General features: G+C 38.8%; 16 protein-coding genes and 2 tRNA genes. 1 reads left to right on the forward strand and 17 read right to left on the reverse strand.

The annotated features are described in order from the left end of the window. Nucleotides 1-34: 34 nt before the first annotated feature. From HHL23_RS12660 to HHL23_RS12690, 7 genes are all read right to left on the reverse strand, one after another. The gene (locus tag HHL23_RS12660; protein WP_169235160.1) at nt 35-1,054 is read right to left on the reverse strand and encodes a tetratricopeptide repeat protein; all 1,020 of its coding nucleotides are present in this window, start codon (nt 1,052-1,054) and stop codon (nt 35-37) included. Further along, nucleotides 1,047-2,753: an APC family permease gene (locus tag HHL23_RS12665; RefSeq protein WP_169235161.1), complete on the reverse strand. Its 1,707-nt coding sequence runs from the start codon at nt 2,751-2,753 to the stop codon at nt 1,047-1,049. Before HHL23_RS12665 ends, HHL23_RS12660 begins: the two co-directional genes overlap by 8 nt. Further along, the gene (locus tag HHL23_RS12670) at nt 2,743-5,124 is read right to left on the reverse strand and encodes a hypothetical protein (protein ID WP_169235162.1); all 2,382 of its coding nucleotides are present in this window, start codon (nt 5,122-5,124) and stop codon (nt 2,743-2,745) included. Before HHL23_RS12670 ends, HHL23_RS12665 begins: the two co-directional genes overlap by 11 nt. Continuing rightward, the gene (locus HHL23_RS12675; RefSeq protein ID WP_169235163.1) at nt 5,115-5,858 is read right to left on the reverse strand and encodes a hypothetical protein; all 744 of its coding nucleotides are present in this window, start codon (nt 5,856-5,858) and stop codon (nt 5,115-5,117) included. The genes HHL23_RS12670 and HHL23_RS12675 overlap by 10 nt, the downstream gene beginning before the upstream one ends. After that, a complete protein-coding gene (locus HHL23_RS12680; protein ID WP_169235164.1) occupies nt 5,831-6,964 on the reverse strand; it encodes an AAA family ATPase in 1,134 nt (377 codons plus the stop codon). The genes HHL23_RS12675 and HHL23_RS12680 overlap by 28 nt, the downstream gene beginning before the upstream one ends. Nucleotides 6,965-7,085: 121 nt before the next feature. Next, complete coding sequence (locus tag HHL23_RS12685) at nt 7,086-7,733, reverse strand: hypothetical protein (RefSeq protein WP_228464743.1); 648 nt, start codon at nt 7,731-7,733, stop codon at nt 7,086-7,088. A 274-nt stretch (nt 7,734-8,007) separates the two neighbouring features. Beyond that, nucleotides 8,008-8,397 (reverse strand): VOC family protein, encoded by a 390-nt coding sequence (locus HHL23_RS12690; protein ID WP_169235165.1) that lies wholly within the window; start codon nt 8,395-8,397, stop codon nt 8,008-8,010. Nucleotides 8,398-8,715: 318 nt separating this feature from the next. On the opposite strand from HHL23_RS12690, the gene deoD reads away from it, so the two are divergent. Further along, nucleotides 8,716-9,426, forward strand: a complete 711-nt coding sequence (gene deoD, locus HHL23_RS12695; RefSeq protein ID WP_169235166.1) for a purine-nucleoside phosphorylase — start codon at nt 8,716-8,718, stop codon at nt 9,424-9,426. A 73-nt stretch (nt 9,427-9,499) separates the two neighbouring features. Here deoD and HHL23_RS12700 read toward each other — a convergent pair whose 3' ends face one another. The 10 genes from HHL23_RS12700 to HHL23_RS12745 all read right to left on the reverse strand — a co-directional run bounded on the left by HHL23_RS12700 (nt 9,500) and on the right by HHL23_RS12745 (nt 16,142). Next, the gene (locus tag HHL23_RS12700; protein WP_169235167.1) at nt 9,500-10,285 is read right to left on the reverse strand and encodes a TatD family hydrolase; all 786 of its coding nucleotides are present in this window, start codon (nt 10,283-10,285) and stop codon (nt 9,500-9,502) included. Further along, the gene (locus tag HHL23_RS12705) at nt 10,282-10,602 is read right to left on the reverse strand and encodes a hypothetical protein (RefSeq protein WP_169235168.1); all 321 of its coding nucleotides are present in this window, start codon (nt 10,600-10,602) and stop codon (nt 10,282-10,284) included. Before HHL23_RS12705 ends, HHL23_RS12700 begins: the two co-directional genes overlap by 4 nt. A gap of 20 nt (nt 10,603-10,622) precedes the next feature. Next, nucleotides 10,623-10,691: transfer RNA gene (locus HHL23_RS12710), tRNA-Ser, on the reverse strand. A 130-nt stretch (nt 10,692-10,821) separates the two neighbouring features. Then, nucleotides 10,822-12,738 carry a hypothetical protein gene (locus HHL23_RS12715; protein WP_169235169.1) on the reverse strand — a complete coding sequence of 639 codons (1,917 nt, stop codon included), beginning with the start codon at nt 12,736-12,738 and terminating at the stop codon, nt 10,822-10,824. Next, nucleotides 12,725-12,913, reverse strand: coding sequence for a hypothetical protein (locus HHL23_RS12720; RefSeq protein WP_169235170.1), 189 nt, complete (start codon nt 12,911-12,913; stop codon nt 12,725-12,727). Before HHL23_RS12720 ends, HHL23_RS12715 begins: the two co-directional genes overlap by 14 nt. A 34-nt stretch (nt 12,914-12,947) precedes the next feature. Continuing rightward, nucleotides 12,948-13,151: a hypothetical protein gene (locus tag HHL23_RS12725; RefSeq protein WP_169235171.1), complete on the reverse strand. Its 204-nt coding sequence runs from the start codon at nt 13,149-13,151 to the stop codon at nt 12,948-12,950. 115 nt (nt 13,152-13,266) lie between these two features. Next, a tRNA-Val gene (locus HHL23_RS12730) sits at nt 13,267-13,336 on the reverse strand. Nucleotides 13,337-13,341: 5 nt separating this feature from the next. Further along, nucleotides 13,342-14,706 (reverse strand): SDR family NAD(P)-dependent oxidoreductase, encoded by a 1,365-nt coding sequence (locus HHL23_RS12735; RefSeq protein ID WP_169235172.1) that lies wholly within the window; start codon nt 14,704-14,706, stop codon nt 13,342-13,344. Between the two features lie 69 nt (nt 14,707-14,775). Next, on the reverse strand, nt 14,776-15,426 hold the full coding sequence (locus HHL23_RS12740) for a hypothetical protein (protein ID WP_169235173.1): 651 nt from the start codon (nt 15,424-15,426) through the stop codon (nt 14,776-14,778). Between the two features lie 2 nt (nt 15,427-15,428). Beyond that, nucleotides 15,429-16,142, reverse strand: a complete 714-nt coding sequence (locus tag HHL23_RS12745) for a DUF434 domain-containing protein (protein ID WP_169235174.1) — start codon at nt 16,140-16,142, stop codon at nt 15,429-15,431. Nucleotides 16,143-16,543: the final 401 nt, after the last annotated feature.

Below are 16,543 nucleotides of genomic sequence, written 5' to 3' on the forward strand. Positions count from 1 at the left end.
TTTTAATACTTGAATTTTTAAATCTTTCAATTTTTCAATTCCTCAACATCTTATTCCTTCCCGTTTTAAACCTTGAAATATCTTTCAGGATCACATTGTCATCAGGATTAAAGTATTTGAGTTCATTGATGATCTCAGATCGGGTTCCGACTTTTTCTGCAATAATTTCATACGCAATACTCCGTGTTACAGACTGTAGTTTCGGATCTTTTTTAAACTCATGTTTCATCGCCTCAAGGTAGATGGTCTTTTTATAGGAAGGGGTTTTCTGATAAAGTTTTTGAATTTCCGTCTCCAGTTTTCCGACATCAAAAACATTGGCAAAATAATTATTCAGACAGTTGAATCCATCCTTATCTTCATCCCATCCTTTCAGCAGTATTTTCTGAGCTTCCTCAGGCTGTTCCATTTTCTTGCTGTACACCAGAGAAGCTTTTACCATTTGACTGTTGATTGTATAATCGTCTACAACCATTTGATAATAGTTATGAGCATTATTGATATCGTTGAGTTCCTTATACAAGTCCCCTACTTTTTCTTTCTGCTGCATTTCTTTGTACAGATCAATGGCTTTTTTGTACTGTTTTGCTTTTTCATAACATGATGCAGCTTCTGATTTATTGTTTAGTTTTTTCAGATACACCGCTGCCGCTTCATTGTAGAAACCTCCGTCTTCCAGTGTTTTCGCCCCGCGGAAATTATCCTGAAGAAGGTTCATATATACTTTTGCTGCTTTTTTGTAATCTTTTTCAGCGATATATTTTTCGGCAAGTTCCTCATATTTACTTCGGATCCGGTCAAACAGGGAAGCTTCGAGATAGAAATTCCCACCCCCGGAACCTCGTTTGCCGGAATTATTCCTGTTCTGTTCTTTATCTTTTAAAGCAGTAATAATGATCAAGATAATAAAGGCCACCACAAGGAAAATCGCCAGCGTCCCTACAACACTCCAAAAGCTTTCGTGGAATAACTGTGCGGCAATTCCTATGATCTTAAACACCGCCAGAATCATAAATGCGATCAGGAATTTGTCTATAAATTTCTGCTTATTCATCGTTGTCAGGGTTTAAAATGGTTTTGTCTTCGCTGAACAGCCGGTAAAGAAGAAGGATCACACAGATCACCAGCATCCATACAAACCAGTTGTATCCGAACATCTTTATCAGTGGATAGAACAGATACACCAGCATAGAAACAAGGAATACTGACAAAATAATCTTCACCCAAAGCGGGACACTGTCTCCACCAAGGTTTAATGATTTCCTTTTGAAGATAAAAGAATAAATTCCTACAGCTCCAAACATAAAAATAACAAGATACAGGATATCTGAAACCTCCGTCTTTTCATGAGAACTGCTGTCGCCGGACTCGAGCCTTCCTATTTTTGAATCTTTAACAGGAGTTGGAGGAAGTTGTATCATATCAAGCGTTCCATACAGTCGACCAAGCGAATCTGCCATGAGTACCTGTTTTTTCTTTAAAACAAATTTCACCACTTCTCCGTTCACAGGCTCTCCCTTACTGTACTGTTTCAGGGAGTCTGAAATGCGACGCTTCATGGTGGCTTCCTGCTGAACGAGATGCTTTGTTATCTTTCTTGAGTAAACGATTTTCAGGGAATCTCGGCTGTTCTGCTCCCTGGTGTTGAGTTTTTCGATATCATTACCGACCTCACCCAGATTTCTGCCTCCGGATTTTTTATATTGTTCCCTTTCATTTTTATCTTTTGACATCGCAGCTCCTGCCGCAGTATATTCACGGGACAATTTTTTTCTTGTTTTTCCGTAAATGGAATCAATTTTCATATCGATATCTGTCACTCCGGATTGGTAAGCAATCATATCTGCCCGGGCTTGATCTGTCCCGTTCATAATTTTTCCGGATGAAACGAGAAAATCTTCTTTCAGGGTCCTGTCTTTATCAGAAGGCATAAAAATCCTGAAAAGTATAGCAATAACAACAACTGCCCAGAATATCCTGCGGAAATTTCGGGTTCCTGCGGTTTCTTTTTTATCTCCGGAACCTCCGAATAAGGTACTCAGCCAGTTGTCTCCAAAAGTAAATTTTCCAAATCCGTCCCCACGTGAAGTTCCCATAATATCCAATGGTACTCCCAGTTCTACGGCTCTGTCAGGATATTTTTCTATATATTTTAAATACTTTTCGATTTCTTTTTTATTTCCGGCCATCACTTTCTTCAGGTCAAAAGGCAGGTTTTTCATCCACTCTTCTTCGTTTTTCGGTTGCTGAAGGGCGGCCAGAATTTTTTCGTCGTCCATCTCAACCGTAAAGCTTTCAATATGCTGAGGCGTTTTCACGCCATTCGACGGTTTTCTTATTTTTCCCTGTGCTATTTCGGGTTCCTGTATCACAGAAAGCCAGTCTATTTCTTCTGTCAGTTTTACAAATCCAAACTCAGGATGCATGATCATGAGTTTTGCCCCTCCAGACTTCCAGTCTTCCGGATTGATCTTAGGGTAAAATATCGTATTTTCAGGGATAAAAAGCTGATCATCTACACACTGGAAATACGCATTCCTTCCAATTTCGTGTGGAGCTTCATCATGAAATACCAGCAAACATCCGTACAGGACATTGGGTTCGTCTGCGGGAACAGCATAAGATTTAACCTTATTGAGATCTATTCCCAACATCTCCATTTCATGAAGCCATACCTTTGGTGAAGGGTTTTTGATCAAAAGCCCTTTTTTAGGATATGTGTTTTTCGGAAAAGGTTTTATTCTAAGCTCCATAATCCAAGATCTGATCAATAAACGCTGTTAAATATTGGGAATACATTTCTTCCAGGGTCTTTACTTTCAGCAAGGTATGTTGTGGAAGATAATATTCCGAACCTCCGTACTCTGTGCCCGTAGCCAATGCTAGAAAACCATATTCGGTAGAAGGAATATAAAATGTAGGAATCCCGGTATTGCTGCTTTTAAAGGTAAGCATTCCACGGGAATCTGTAATCACCTCACTGCCGTCCTGAAATGTAAATTTATTTTTGTTTTGCTCTGCAAGAATAGTAACGGTACATCTGTTTTTATAAAGATTCAGTGAGTTGTCATATAAACTGCACAATTCATTTCCTGAGATCACCAGGTTATGATTTTCATTGATCCCCATTCTGTTGAAATTGCTGATGATCTTCATCCCGCTCCTGTTCAGTTTAGCAACTTCTGTTTCAGCTTTTGCAATATTCTTATCTATTTCACGATCCTCATTAAAAATGGATTCTACAGATATATTTCCTTCCAAATTGATCTTATAAAGAGAGGAATTCATTGGCTGATGCAGATAAAAACTTCTTCCAAAATAGGTTAAATGGTATGAGTTCGGAATATTAAGTCCTGTCAAATTCAGTTCGGAATATTCTTTGGTAGTCAGATTCAATTTTGAAATCAGTTTTTTATCCGGCTGATACTGACAGAGAATAAATTGTTGCTGCCTGTTTTTTGCCAGTGCAAATTGCCCTCTAGGTTTTACAGAAACATCCTCGATCAACACTTCACATCCATGATACGTTTTGTAGTAATCATAGGAGTTTCGGTCATAATAATTATCAGAAAGATACGTTTTCAGCAACTGCTTTTTTGAGCTTAAAATATAAAATTCTCCTTCATATAAAAACTGGGCAATTTTATTGGATGGCGTTGGAAACAGGATCGGATAATTCTGTGGAAGATCCGTTTTCTTACCATTAACAGTAGTCGCTTTCAGTTTACGCTGAGGTGGGTTCGCCCACAATTCCTGAAGCGGAAGTTTTATTTTCTGGATATGTTTCCGGGCTCCTTTATGGTGTTTATAAAAATTCAGTTCGCCGTCTGAGTTTGTGGTGATCAGGAATTTAAGGCGGTCCATGTTTTCGTGAATCACTTTCCTTACTTTTTCGTCAGCAAGATTTTCCTGATGGGTAATGAAGAAAACTTCAAGATCTTTTTCAGGATGCTCTTCGTTAAAAAATTTTCCCAGTGCTTCGGAAACTTCCAGAACCGGACTCACCTGATTCAAGTTTTCGATAACATCTTCCGTTTTATCAAGAGATACCGGTAATCCTGCCTGCCCCAAAGCAAAAACTTTACATTCTGAATGGGCTTTTGGATGCCGGATCACTGCAATGGCTGATGCAAAGGCCAGCACTTTAGGTGTTCCCCAATTTCTCAGGGAAGTATCAATTAAAATGATACGCTCAAAAATATTTTCCTCCGGTGGTATTTCTCTTTGAATGTAGAGTGCTTCATTATTCGCTATCCGGTTCATGAAAACTTCATCTTCATTGGCAAATTCAGAAAGAAGCATTCTGTGGAGATCTCCTTTATTTGCCATATCGGAAATTCCTCCAATGGGTTGTTCTCCGGGAGACAGATGACGCATAGGAATTCTCAGTCCACTCCAGATTCTTTTGATGAGACTTCCCACCTGAAAGGTTTTCGGCTCTTCGATCAGCTGCTGGATAAAATCTTTATCCGTTTCTACAGTAGTTTCTTCCTCTACGACTTCGTCATCCAGTTCAGGTTCATCAATGTGATCCCGCATGGCATCAACGATAGACTGTACGGTAGGGAACTTTTCATTTAACAGATCAAGTGCGCTCAGGTCTCTGTTGATGGCGGACGGTCCTGCATATTTTTTTTCTGCACTTGCCGCCAGCATATGGGGTCTTTTGTAGTAGATCGTTAAAATCATTTCTGCTTTGCCGGGAGCCATTCTGTTGTGGGCATCCTGAAAAAGGGTCTGAAGCAATACAATTCTGTTCTGTCCGTGTTTATAGGCTTTATTTAGGGATTTCAGTCTTTCAAGAAACTCAATACTCTTATCGGCTGTAAAATCAAAATTTCCAATACTGTGAAAATTGGCGGTATGTTTCAGCGGGCCTGCAAAATCTGTGTAGCCGTCCTGCATCGCATATAAAACCATTAACAGTGCGCCAAACGGAGGCCATCCCTGTGGCTGAAGTTCTTTCAGAATCTCCATAACATAAGGTCTGTAGGCTATAGCCCCCACCCCTGGAATCGAGACAAGATTATGATGATGGTACCCGGAATCACCGGCGACATCCTCGTCGGTCTCCCACTCCCAAAAGTAGTTTTCGTATGACTGGAAATATTCGTTTAAATCCATTCTTTTGTTTTTTCAGTAAGGCGGAATGAGCTTACGGAGAGTTTCCGGAAATCGTCTTTCTTAACGGGAAGATAGGTTCCGTCTTCGTTCCATAAAAGCCATTTGTCTAAGTCTTTGTCATATTGCTGCTGCAACAGGGAACTCAAATTTTTAAATTCGAAATCAAAACCCGCAGGTAAAAGATGGCCATCTCTGGTCCAATAGGTTTTTCCGGGCAGGCTCAGCAGTGGTGTTCCGAGAAACAATGCTTTATCGCCAATGACTGTCCATTCTATATTTTCCAGTTTGAAATTCGGCTGTGCAGGAATACTGTCTTTAATTTCTGTGATTATGCTTAACAATGCTACGGCAGGATATTCTTCATCCCCCGGTTTCAATCTGACCTCCACTTTTTCGCTGATCCCAAAATAATTATTGTTGGAAGCAGGAAAAGTAAGACGCAATGCTTTATCTATCGCTGACCAAAGCAAAGCCGTTCTCATTTTTTTGCTTGGCACCAGCGCCTCTTTTTTGAATAAAAGTCCGTCGCGCAGTTCGTACAGCATAAAATTAGGCAGCTGCTGGATATCTGCGGAAATAGCCTGCTCTTCGGTAAAGCCTTTCAGCCAAACCGTATCATCGTCTACTGCAATCTGCACATTTTTCCAGTCCCGGATAGCGCCCAGAAAATCTTCATCGGTCCGGGGAAGTTCTGCCCAGAATTCTTTTATACACTTTGAAGGATCTTCTGCCATAAGCTTTCAATTTCTTGCTGGATATATTGCTTCTGCTCCGGATTTCTGATCCAGTCGCAACGGGTCTGCAGATATCTCAATTTATCTTTGATCACATTCTGCTCTTCAAAACTCAACGTTCCGCTGTTCCATTTTTCCACCAGGATCTTTACGTCCTTCATCACTTCCTCCGGATTTGGGGTTTTATTCTGCATTGCCTGTGGATGGGATTTCGGGTTGTCATCTTTTTCAATGGTTCTGTTGATAATTCCTTCCAGGATCTCAATCTGTTCTTCTGTATCCCAGATATGTTTCAGTACCCAAAGGTCGGAAAGTACGGCTTCATTTCTTCCACAGATCAGGGCGCTGGCCGCGATCAGGTTCTGAAGTTTTACGGCTCTACGATCTGAAATAGCAATTCCGGTATTTCTTAAGTTGATGATGGTATTTAAATAGACTTCGTAGATGGGTCTCAAGTCCACTGTTTTACACAGGTTCTGAAGCTCCCTGATCTCGTCTGCCAGAATTTCGGGAATATTTGTTTCCACTTCGTTTTCGAGTTTTCTCCCGGCAATAAGAACTTGCTGAAGCAGCTCAGGATTTACATAATCAACATTAATTCTCACCAGAAAACGGTCAAACAATGCTTTCAAAGACTCATCTTCGGGAAGTACATTACTGGCTCCTACAAACATCAGGGCTGGTAGATGCTTTGTTTCTTTTCCTCTTTTAAAGATCTTTTCATTCAGGGCGGTCAGGAGTGAGTTCAGGATGGCAGAATTGGCATTGAAGATCTCATCCAGGAACACCAGTGAAGCTTCCGGCATCATGCCTTCCGTATTGGTGAGAAGTTCGCCTTCTTTTAATTTCCGGATATCAAAAGGCCCGAAAATCTCGTTCGGTTCTGTGAAACGGGTTAGTAGATATTCAAAGTTTTTACCGTCTTTCACTGTTTTTGACAATGTTCTTACGATCGCTGATTTTGCGGTACCCGGAGGTCCGTACAAAAATGCATTTTCTTTAGCCAGAAGACATATTCCCAGCAGATCTACGACATCATTTTTTCCTACGAAAGTATCTTTTACGTAGTTGAGAACGGTATTGAGTTTTGTAATATTTTGAGTCATTAGTATTTATTTAATGAAAAATCTTAATAATAAAAAATATATAAATTCACTTATGATAAGATCAATATAAAAAGTAAACGGGAGTTCCGGAAAAAAGGTATGTATTGAAATTGACACCTTATTAATCTTCATGGGCAACGATCTTTAAATCCCGCCAGTATATATCTTTATGGAGTCCAAAATCTGCCATCAGCAACTTGTTAATATAAGGGATTTCCGCCAGTGCATAAGCTTTCTTTTCAACAATTCTTTCAAGATATAATTTCCTGTAGGTTTTGTCTTTGAGCTCTTTTTCCCAGTTGACTTTCTCCAGATTAAGCGGATATCCAATGCCGGAATAATGAAATTGAGTGAGTATTTCTTCTAAAATTTTAACCAACGGGTCATAAGGATCTGCCGTTTGCAACACAGAAGTGATCTGTGGCAAAAATCTTAATGATAAATCAGCAGATAAAATGGAAGAGATATCGGAACTTGATTTCAGTTTCGGAATCAGCTTATACAGATCTTTTGCGGTGTTTTCACGGATGAGGTAGAGTTGTGCGCTGTAGTACAGAATTTTCGCTCCCCAAACCGCAGCTTCTTTATCGCAATTCATATCCGTAGATAAAAATTCCAGTCTCTCTTTTTCGAATTCTGCTTCAAAATAATCTCCGGATTCCTGTTCTTCTTTTTTTGAGATTTCGTGAAGATTTGAAAAAACAGTGATAGATCCGCTGTTTCGCAGCAGAAAAATAGTGTCTAAAAATGGGGATCTGGTTTCCATCATCTAACAAAAATAAAATTTTTATGTGAATGATTGACAGTTCAATATTATTTATAATGTATAATTCATAAATATGTTGATTAAATTAATGATAAAGCTCTTTATTTTTCTTTTTTAGCTCTCGCAGATTGGGCAAATGGTACAGATAATCGCCTATGCTTAATTTAGTTTTGGAAGCTTATGAGGTGGATTGTTTACAGATTTAGAGTTCAAGTTTTCAGGCCGCGTCTTCGACGCGACCTGAAAACTTGAACCAGAATGTTCTTTCAGATTGAACTCAATCTGTTATTTCGATGATATTGTTTTCGGGATCTAAAATGACGCTTTCGTAATATCCATCCCCTGTTGTACGTGGTTCTCCGGCGATTGTATAACCGTCTTTTCTTAGAGTTTCCGTGAGCTCATCTACTTTTTCTTTACTTCCTGTAGAAAAAGCAAGATGGATGATTCCGTATTGCTGGGAATCGTAAGTATTTCTGCTTTCCTGAATATCAGGTTTGGTCATGATTTCAAGACGGCAGCCGTTATCAAAACTTAAAAAATAAGACTGGAAATGTTTTACGGGATTATGGTATTTCTCATTGGACACGGCTCCAAAATATTTCTGATAAAATTCTCTGATCTTTTCCAAATCTTTCACCCAGAAAGCAATATGTTCAATTTTCATTATGGTTTATTTTTTAACTTTCGCTAAAATAGGAAGGAGATCCTGCTCATACTTCTTCTGTGTTATTCTATTTTGAAACTGTATTGGCATTAATAAATGGTGTGCTAGTTTTCTCTGTTGATTATTATTGTTGATTAAACCTCATAGGTTTGTTTGGAGAATTAAATTATTGATTCTTTTTACTACACGGTCTGGTTTTTGATCCACGACCCCGTCAGATGATAGACATTCATGCTTAAAAAACTTAGTCTATAGAGAAACAAACCTTTGGATATTTCAATCTAAAAGTTGCTATCTTTGTCCCTTCAAAATAACATTATGAGTATTCACATCAGTGCAAAAAAAGGAGAAATTGCTAAAGTAGTATTGCAGCCGGGGGATCCGCTTCGTGCACAATATATTGCTGAAAATTATTTGGAAAATGCTAAACTGGTAAGCAAAACAAGAGGAATCTTTTATTATACAGGTCTTTATAAAGGTAAAGAGATCACTGTAGGCGCCAGCGGAATGGGCTTTCCAAGTATCGGGATCTATTCTTTTGAATTATTTACGGAGTATGAAGTAGATACCATCATCAGAATCGGTACCTGCGGAGCTTATACGACAGACCTTAAGCTTTTTGATATTTTAAATATTGAAAATGCAGCCAGCGAAAGTACGTATGCCAAATATGCATGGGAAATTGAAGACGAGATCCTTCCTCATCAGGGAAATATCTTCGGAACAATCAATGAAAGCGCTCAGGAGCTTTCTTTAGCAACTAAATCGATCAATGTACACAGCAGCGATATTTTCTACAGAAAAGACCCGAATGTTCCTGCAATTGCTACGAAATACAACTGTCCGGCTGTAGAAATGGAAGCTTTCGGATTATTCGCCAATGCCCAGCATTTAGGGAAAAATGCAGCGACGATTCTTACGGTAACCGATATTATTCCTACCCACGAAAAAATTTCTGCCGACGAAAGAGAAAAAGCCCTTAAACCTATGATGGAACTGGCTTTGGAATCAGCGATAAAAAGTCTTTAATAAAAAAAGCTAAGCTGTAGTTTTGCAGTTTCACCATAAAAAAAGAGCTTTACTTGATGAGTAGAGCTCTTTTTTATAGTTTGAAAAAATTCCTGGCGGTTTCTGTAGTTTCATCCGCGACTTCGGAAATACTTATTTTCTTCCAGTGAGCAATCGTTTGTGCTACATAAGGCAAGAAAGACGGCTCATTGCGGCGGTTCTGCATTCTCGGCATATTTTTCGGAAGCATGAACGGAGCATCGGTTTCGATCATCATCCGGTCCAGCGGCGTGTATTTTATGACATCTTCCAGCTGTTTAAATCTTTTGTCATCACTTATAGCGCCTGTAAATCCTAAATAAAATCCTTTATCAAGATAGATTTTGGCTTCCGCTAATGTTCCCGTGAAACAATGAACAACCGCTTCCGGCAACCTGGAAAGGTATTCATCTGTCATTTCATTAAATCTTTTAAACGCTGATCTTTCATGAAGGAAAAGGGGTTTATTCACTTCAACAGCCAGTTCAAGTTGGGCTCTGTAGCATTTTTCCTGAATGGGTCTGGGAGAAAAATCCCGATCAAAATCCAGTCCGCACTCTCCTACCGAGACTACATGACCCAACTTCAAAAGGTTCCGAAGTTCCCGGATACTTTCCTGATTAAACGATTTGGCGTCATGCGGATGAATTCCTGCTGTAGAAAATAAAATCTCCGGATATTCTTCTGCGATCTCAGCAGATTCTTTACTTCCGCGTACGCTTGTTCCGGTGAGAATCATTTGTTCTACGCCATTATCCAGAGCGCGGTTGATTATTTCTTCGTGTTCATTATAGAACTGTTTATTGGTCAGATTAATGCCAATATCAATGTATGTATTCATTTGTTTTTGTTTTGTCTTTTTGTGTGAAAATATCTGACAATGTTGGGCCCTTTCAAGACGTTTTTGAATTCTTTTTCGGAATAAAACCCGCGGAAATCGGAGCGCTTTACTCCATTAGCTACTTTCGTTATTTTCACCCAGATTATTTTGTGTCTGGCTTTTCTGGCTTTTTTGAATGTAAAAGTTTCACTGAACTGATCTTCAATAGCTGCTTTTTCTGTTCTCCGCCATTTTTTATTCCCATACTTTCTTAATTCCTGTGAAATTTTCCCGTATTCACCAGCTCTGAAATCTCCTTTATTGTAAGTATTTCTCATTCGTTATTGAGATTAAAAAGGGAGGCAAGCGGGAGTCGAACCCGCATATCACATTAGCAGTGTGCATTTTTCCATTAAACTATTGCCTCCGTTTATTTGAAAATTTAAGAGTTTACTATTCCTTCATTGTTTTAGTTTTAAAATAGAAACAGACAGGGCCCGAACCTGCAACTTTCCGTTGAGTGGAATGTTTTTCCAGTTAAACTACTGTTTCTTTATTTATGCTTCCACTTCCAGCAGGCTGAAATATTCTGATGCCGTCAATGCTCTGGGAAAACCTCGTGGCGTAATTTCCCTTTCCAGTTCAAAGATCAGAAGATCGCCCTGTCTTTTCAGACATTTGATGTGTGGAATGATGTTTTCGTGTATCCTGAAAGTAGAGGCAATGGCGGTGAGTGCATTTCCTTTATACTCCTGTTCTATCCAAAGCCAGTGTTCCTTTTCTGTGGAAGGACACCAGCATTTTACGGCGTAGGAATACTGATTTGTTTCGCGCCATGTATAAATTCCTAATTTTCTATTTTCAATTTTATACACTTCATAACGGTTGACTCTCCTGATCTGCATTTTATTTCCGTTTTGATCGTACTCGTTGTAATTGAGTTCCGCTTCTTCTTCATTGATCTTTTCCGCTTCCAGACGCTTCATCAGATTTCCTACTCCTACATAATTAAAACAGAAGAGACGCAGATTTCTGTCCGTGGATTCGAAGAATTCTTCAAATTGTATGGTTTCCACCACATTCCATAGTTTTTCTATTTTTTCCAGAATTTTGGTAAAAAACGGCGTTTCAAACCTGGTCCACTGGCGTTCATATTCTCTTGTCATAAAGTTCTGAAAACTGCTGTGACGCAACTTCAGAATAGAAACCAGTTTCCGGATGGTATAATTCTGCTGATGAACCACATAGTTGAAAGACATTCCCGAAAGGATCAGTTTATCCTTGGAAAGATACATCCTGTCGTTGATCTTAAAATAAATATTTTTAGCCAGATGCTCAAAATGATCATCTTTCTGGTACAGATAAAAATTGATCTCTTTTAATGCCGGAAGATGCGACCCGTTTTGTCTTTCATCACCGAAAAAATTAATATACTCCAGAGATTTAAAATTAACTTTAAATGCATTAATCAGCCTTCCGTTGATTTTCTTAAGATGGTCAAATTCCAAAGAAGTATGCATCTCCAGATCCCCGACTTCCTGAAGCCTGGGAGCAATCGTGCGGAATGTCTTATAGTTTCCTTTCACCTTTTCAAGAGCGGTAAAATGACAGGTTTCGCCCTGATTCTGAATATTTCCATTCACATTCTTCAATAATGGAAATCTTACGCCTGAATTATGGTTAACAGAAATGCTGCCTGAAGTTTCCAGCAATGGAAAATTTGCATAGCAACCCTGTTCCAATAGAATATTTCCTGTGATTTCCTGCAGCACCGGAAAAGAAGCTTTTGTTTTTTCAAATCTAAGGTGTCCTATTATTTTCCTCAGTTCAGGAAAATCGTGCGTAAAATAATGTCCTGTTTTGTCCCGGCATTCCATATTGATCTGCCCCTGAAGAAATTCAAGGTAGGGAAAAGATACATTTTTACCGTAAACATTGATCTTTCCTCGGATCTCATCATGCGGAATTATAATATCGTTGCCAAAAATATCAATATTGAAAATACCTTCTTTCGGAAGAAATTCCACTTCATACTGATGATTGATCGGGATAACGATTCTGGACTGCACCAGCTTTTTACCTCTTGCAATGACATTGGCTTTTTTAACGGAGATATTTCCACCTATCGTTGTCAGGTTTTTAAAATCAAAATCAATGATGCATTTGAAATGTCCTTTTACGGTTTCCAGTTTGCTGACTTCTGCCGGGCAGTGAAGGGTGAAATTTTCTTCTACCGTTTTAAGATTAGGAAGAAAGCAGTTTCCAGCATCTACAGACAGAGATCCATTGACCCTTGTCAGGTTCGGAAGATGACATCCTTCTCCCCGAAGCAGCAGGTTTCCGTTCAGTTCTTCAATGTCCCATATGATATTTTTGCCATAGATCTCTACGGTCACCTGCTCATCAGAAGCTGTCTCCGGAAGGTCTTCCGTGGAGAATACTTTATATCTTGTGATGGGATCAGTCGTATGCATTTTCTGTCAGTTGTGTTATGGGGTTATATTCCTGCTGTATATACTTTACAAAATAGTAACTTTCTACGCGAAGGATTTTGTGTTCACCATGAAAGATAAAGCCATCACCATAGATTCTAAAGGTTTCAGTACTGCCATCCTTTTCAATGATCTTATATCCGGGTGCCTTCAGCATATGTTGATTGCTTGTCTTTTCCAGACAATATTCTTTATAGGATTTGGTGTGTTCTTCTAAGTTGTTGATTTTTTTCTCTTATCTCTGAGCTTTTTCGTATGTGAGGCTTTATTTCAGATGATTCAGGAATATTCATGTTTTCTACAAAATGAAGGGTACTTTCCTGCGTGACAGGAACAACTCTTATTTCTTCAACAGGACCGTTTTCTCTAAAAAAATCAAATATCTTTTTCAACATGGCTTTTATTTTTTGATGGTAAAAAACAGAAAGAAAATCGGATTCGAACCGATAATTCGCTTCTTAGAAGCTGGTTTTTTCCGGGTTAAACTATTTCTTTCCTTATTATTCTCTGTGAAACGGCAGGATTCGAACCTGCGCCTCTGACTTGTCGACTCAGCGCTCTTCCATTGAGCTAACGTTTCTCCTTTTACCAGGCATTTATTTTATAATTCTTCAGCAGTACTCCGCTGTAATAATTTCCTTTTATCCCTTCAGCGATGGGATGCAGTATTCTCGCAGCTCCGTCTACAGAATCCAGTGGCGGAATATATCCCTGCTCAAACTGTTTCTTTCGAAGGCTTTCTTTGGCTCCTGTAGAAATCCATCCTACATCTACCGCACTCATATAAATCTGATCGTTTTCAAATTCTCTTGCTGAGGTGAGCGTCATCATATTCAGCGCCGCCTTTGTCATATTGGTATGCGGATGAAATACCGTTTTATTATCGTAGCTGAAAATACCTTCTGAAGAGGTCACATTGATGATGAATTTCTCCTGAAATGCTGAATTTTTCATCAAAGGTTTCAGTTCTTTGATCAGAAAATAAGGGGCGATATGATTGATCAGATTCACCTCTACCAGTTCATACATGGAAACTTCTTCCAGTGTAGAATTCCAGCTCGTTTTTTCTCTGTTATCCACAGGTTGTCCGAAACGGGTAAGTGCAACCGGAGTTTCCTCGTTCTGTGCATATTCAAGCTTTGCGATTTCGCTTGAAATTTCCGTCTGGTTCGGAAAAAGATTCTGAATATTTTTGAATTCAACCCACTTTTCTTTTTCATGTTTGATGATCGGAAGATAATATTCATCGGGATACTTTATAGTCTGGGCTGCGTTGTTGATCAGGATATCCAATGTATCAAAACGGGTTTTATAAAAATCTATAAAATCCTGTATCGCCTTTAGATTTCTCAGGTCCAAACCGTATACCCAAAGTCTTTCTTTCCAGTCTTCATAATCTGCTTCCTGCTGCATCAGTTCCAGCGCCAGTGCCGGAAAACGGGTTGTCAAAACCAAATTGGCCCCGTTTCTCAGCAGTTTCAATGCTGCGGCAAATCCTACTTTCACTCTTCCTCCCGTCAGAATAACATTTCTTCCTTTGAGATCTGTTGTTTCAAAACGCTTTTCATAATTTTCTGCGGCACATTTCGGACAGAGTCTGGTGTAGAAAGAATGAGCATACTGATAGCTCTGGTTACAGCAGTAACAGTTTTTTGGGATCTGAAGTGGAGTGAGTTTTGTCTCATCTCGTTCTTCATCGTAAAAAGCTGAAGCTCCTGACAATGCTTTTTGCATGAGCACAGCATCAGAACTCACCGCAAGATCATGAGATTTCATCATGGAATAATTTTCCTGACGGTTTTGTTTTTTAGCATTCTTATGAATTTTCGTGATCAATCCTGAAAATGTTTTGTTATCAGGATTGAGGAACGGATCATCTTTCAAGGCATTCAGAACCTTGAGACATGTTTCCCATTCATTTTTCGAAAATTTTTGATCTGAAAAATCCATAGCTTCAGTATATATCTGCAAAATTATTTACCCAGTACGCAATCTTTTTACGTAGTGAAATTTTATCTTTTATCCGTTGATAAATTTTTCAAGAAAACCGATCAGCTGTTTACCGCCGTGGCTCCACCGGATTCCGTGACCTTCCTTTTCCCTGACTTCGAAAACAAGTTCATGTTTGTAATGATAGAAAACGTTCCACCAGGTTCTATTGTCCAGAATATAGTTGATCTTCTCCATTACATTTTTCTGTTTATGCTGGTTATTTCCTTTGATCTCGCCCCAGAACCGGTCATCTATTCTTCCGATATGTTTTTCCCAGGCTCTGTGTGCAATGGTAATTTCGCTGTTAAAAGGTTTCCGGCAGGCTTCGAGCAAAGTCTCTTTTAAGGGTGGAACAGCATTTTCATCCCGTACGCTGGCAGAAGTCAGGCGCTGGCCCAAAATATTCAACCAGTGTTCAAATGGAATTTTTTCCAACTGTAATACTTTAACCTCATCACAGTCATTGCTTTGAAGTATATCGATGAACAGTTCAAAACTTTCTTTTCTGTCTGTTTTAATTTCTTCATTAAAATAAGGCTGCTCCCACTCCAGAGTCTTATCCTGAAATTTCCGGATGTTGTTTTCTATGGTCTGCAGGTGCTCTTCAGCAAGAATGGCCTGATATTTTTCTGTCCAGGAGTTTGAAATTAGTGGAATATATGATGTAAACACATTCATTTTTAAGCCATTTTAATGAGATTAACATCCAATTTTTCTTCTTTTATCAGATAGGCAATGAGATTGAACCATTTTTGACAGTGATCCAGAATCCATGCATCTGAAGACACTGCTATTTCTGAATTTTCTGCTAAAAATTTATCCGGATTGTACTCCAGTCCGGCTTCCCAGTTCAGTTTATTTTCCTTTGCATAATCGAGAACAATCTCTTTAATCCGTCCACTATTGGAAACTGGTTTATCAAAGATCCAGACCAGTTTCTGTACCTCCGTTTTTTGGAAAAATGAGGCCACTAATTCAATAGCTCTTTGTGTTTGGTTGACTCTTTTATAGGTTCCATGAACACCTGAAAGATCGCGAAAACATCCGTCTGCTCCTTTAAAAACATAAGCTCCTGAAAGTAAACTTTCCATTAAGATCAATACGTTAAAACCATCCAGATAAAGAATTTTACCTTTCAAATCCGAAACTTCAAGTTGCTTAAGTTTTCTATTCTCTATCTGCTGTCCGGATGCGGAAGCACCGCGTAATGCCTGAATCTGTCGTGTTTTCAGTTTATATCGGTTTCCTACAAGTTCGGAGGAAGCTTTTTCAGGATAACCTCTGCTTAATACATACAGCATATCCTGAACACCCATTTTCAGCTTATCGAGCTGTTTTTGTGAGCCGAACAGTACATCATCACCTGTATTTTTCCCACGGTTTCTGTTATTCATACTCAAAAATAGTTTTTTAAGGGGATATAATTGCAGTAATCTGTTTTTGACTCTCTACTACTTATCATTTGACTTGAGCTTGGATTGAGGAAGTTAAGATTAAGAAACAGCAAGCTGGAAGAGGGAGGTTGGGAGATGCTATTGGCCAATAATTTTTAACAGTTATCCTAAAATTTGATGAAATTGTTTTAAAAATTAATAAAACCACGTTACAGTTCTGCCTTTAAACTTCAAAAACTTCCCTCTTCAAGCTTCAAACTTCCTGACCTTATTATGACAACAAAAATATATTATCCAGATTTCATGTTAATTTATCAACATCTGAAATGTGGAGTTATACATTTTACAACAAAAGAGATATTTCGTACAACGTTTTGATTTTCATAAGGGATATGTTTGCA

The organism is Chryseobacterium antibioticum (assembly GCF_012927325.1).
GTDB classification, from domain to species: Bacteria; Bacteroidota; Bacteroidia; order Flavobacteriales; family Weeksellaceae; genus Chryseobacterium; species Chryseobacterium antibioticum.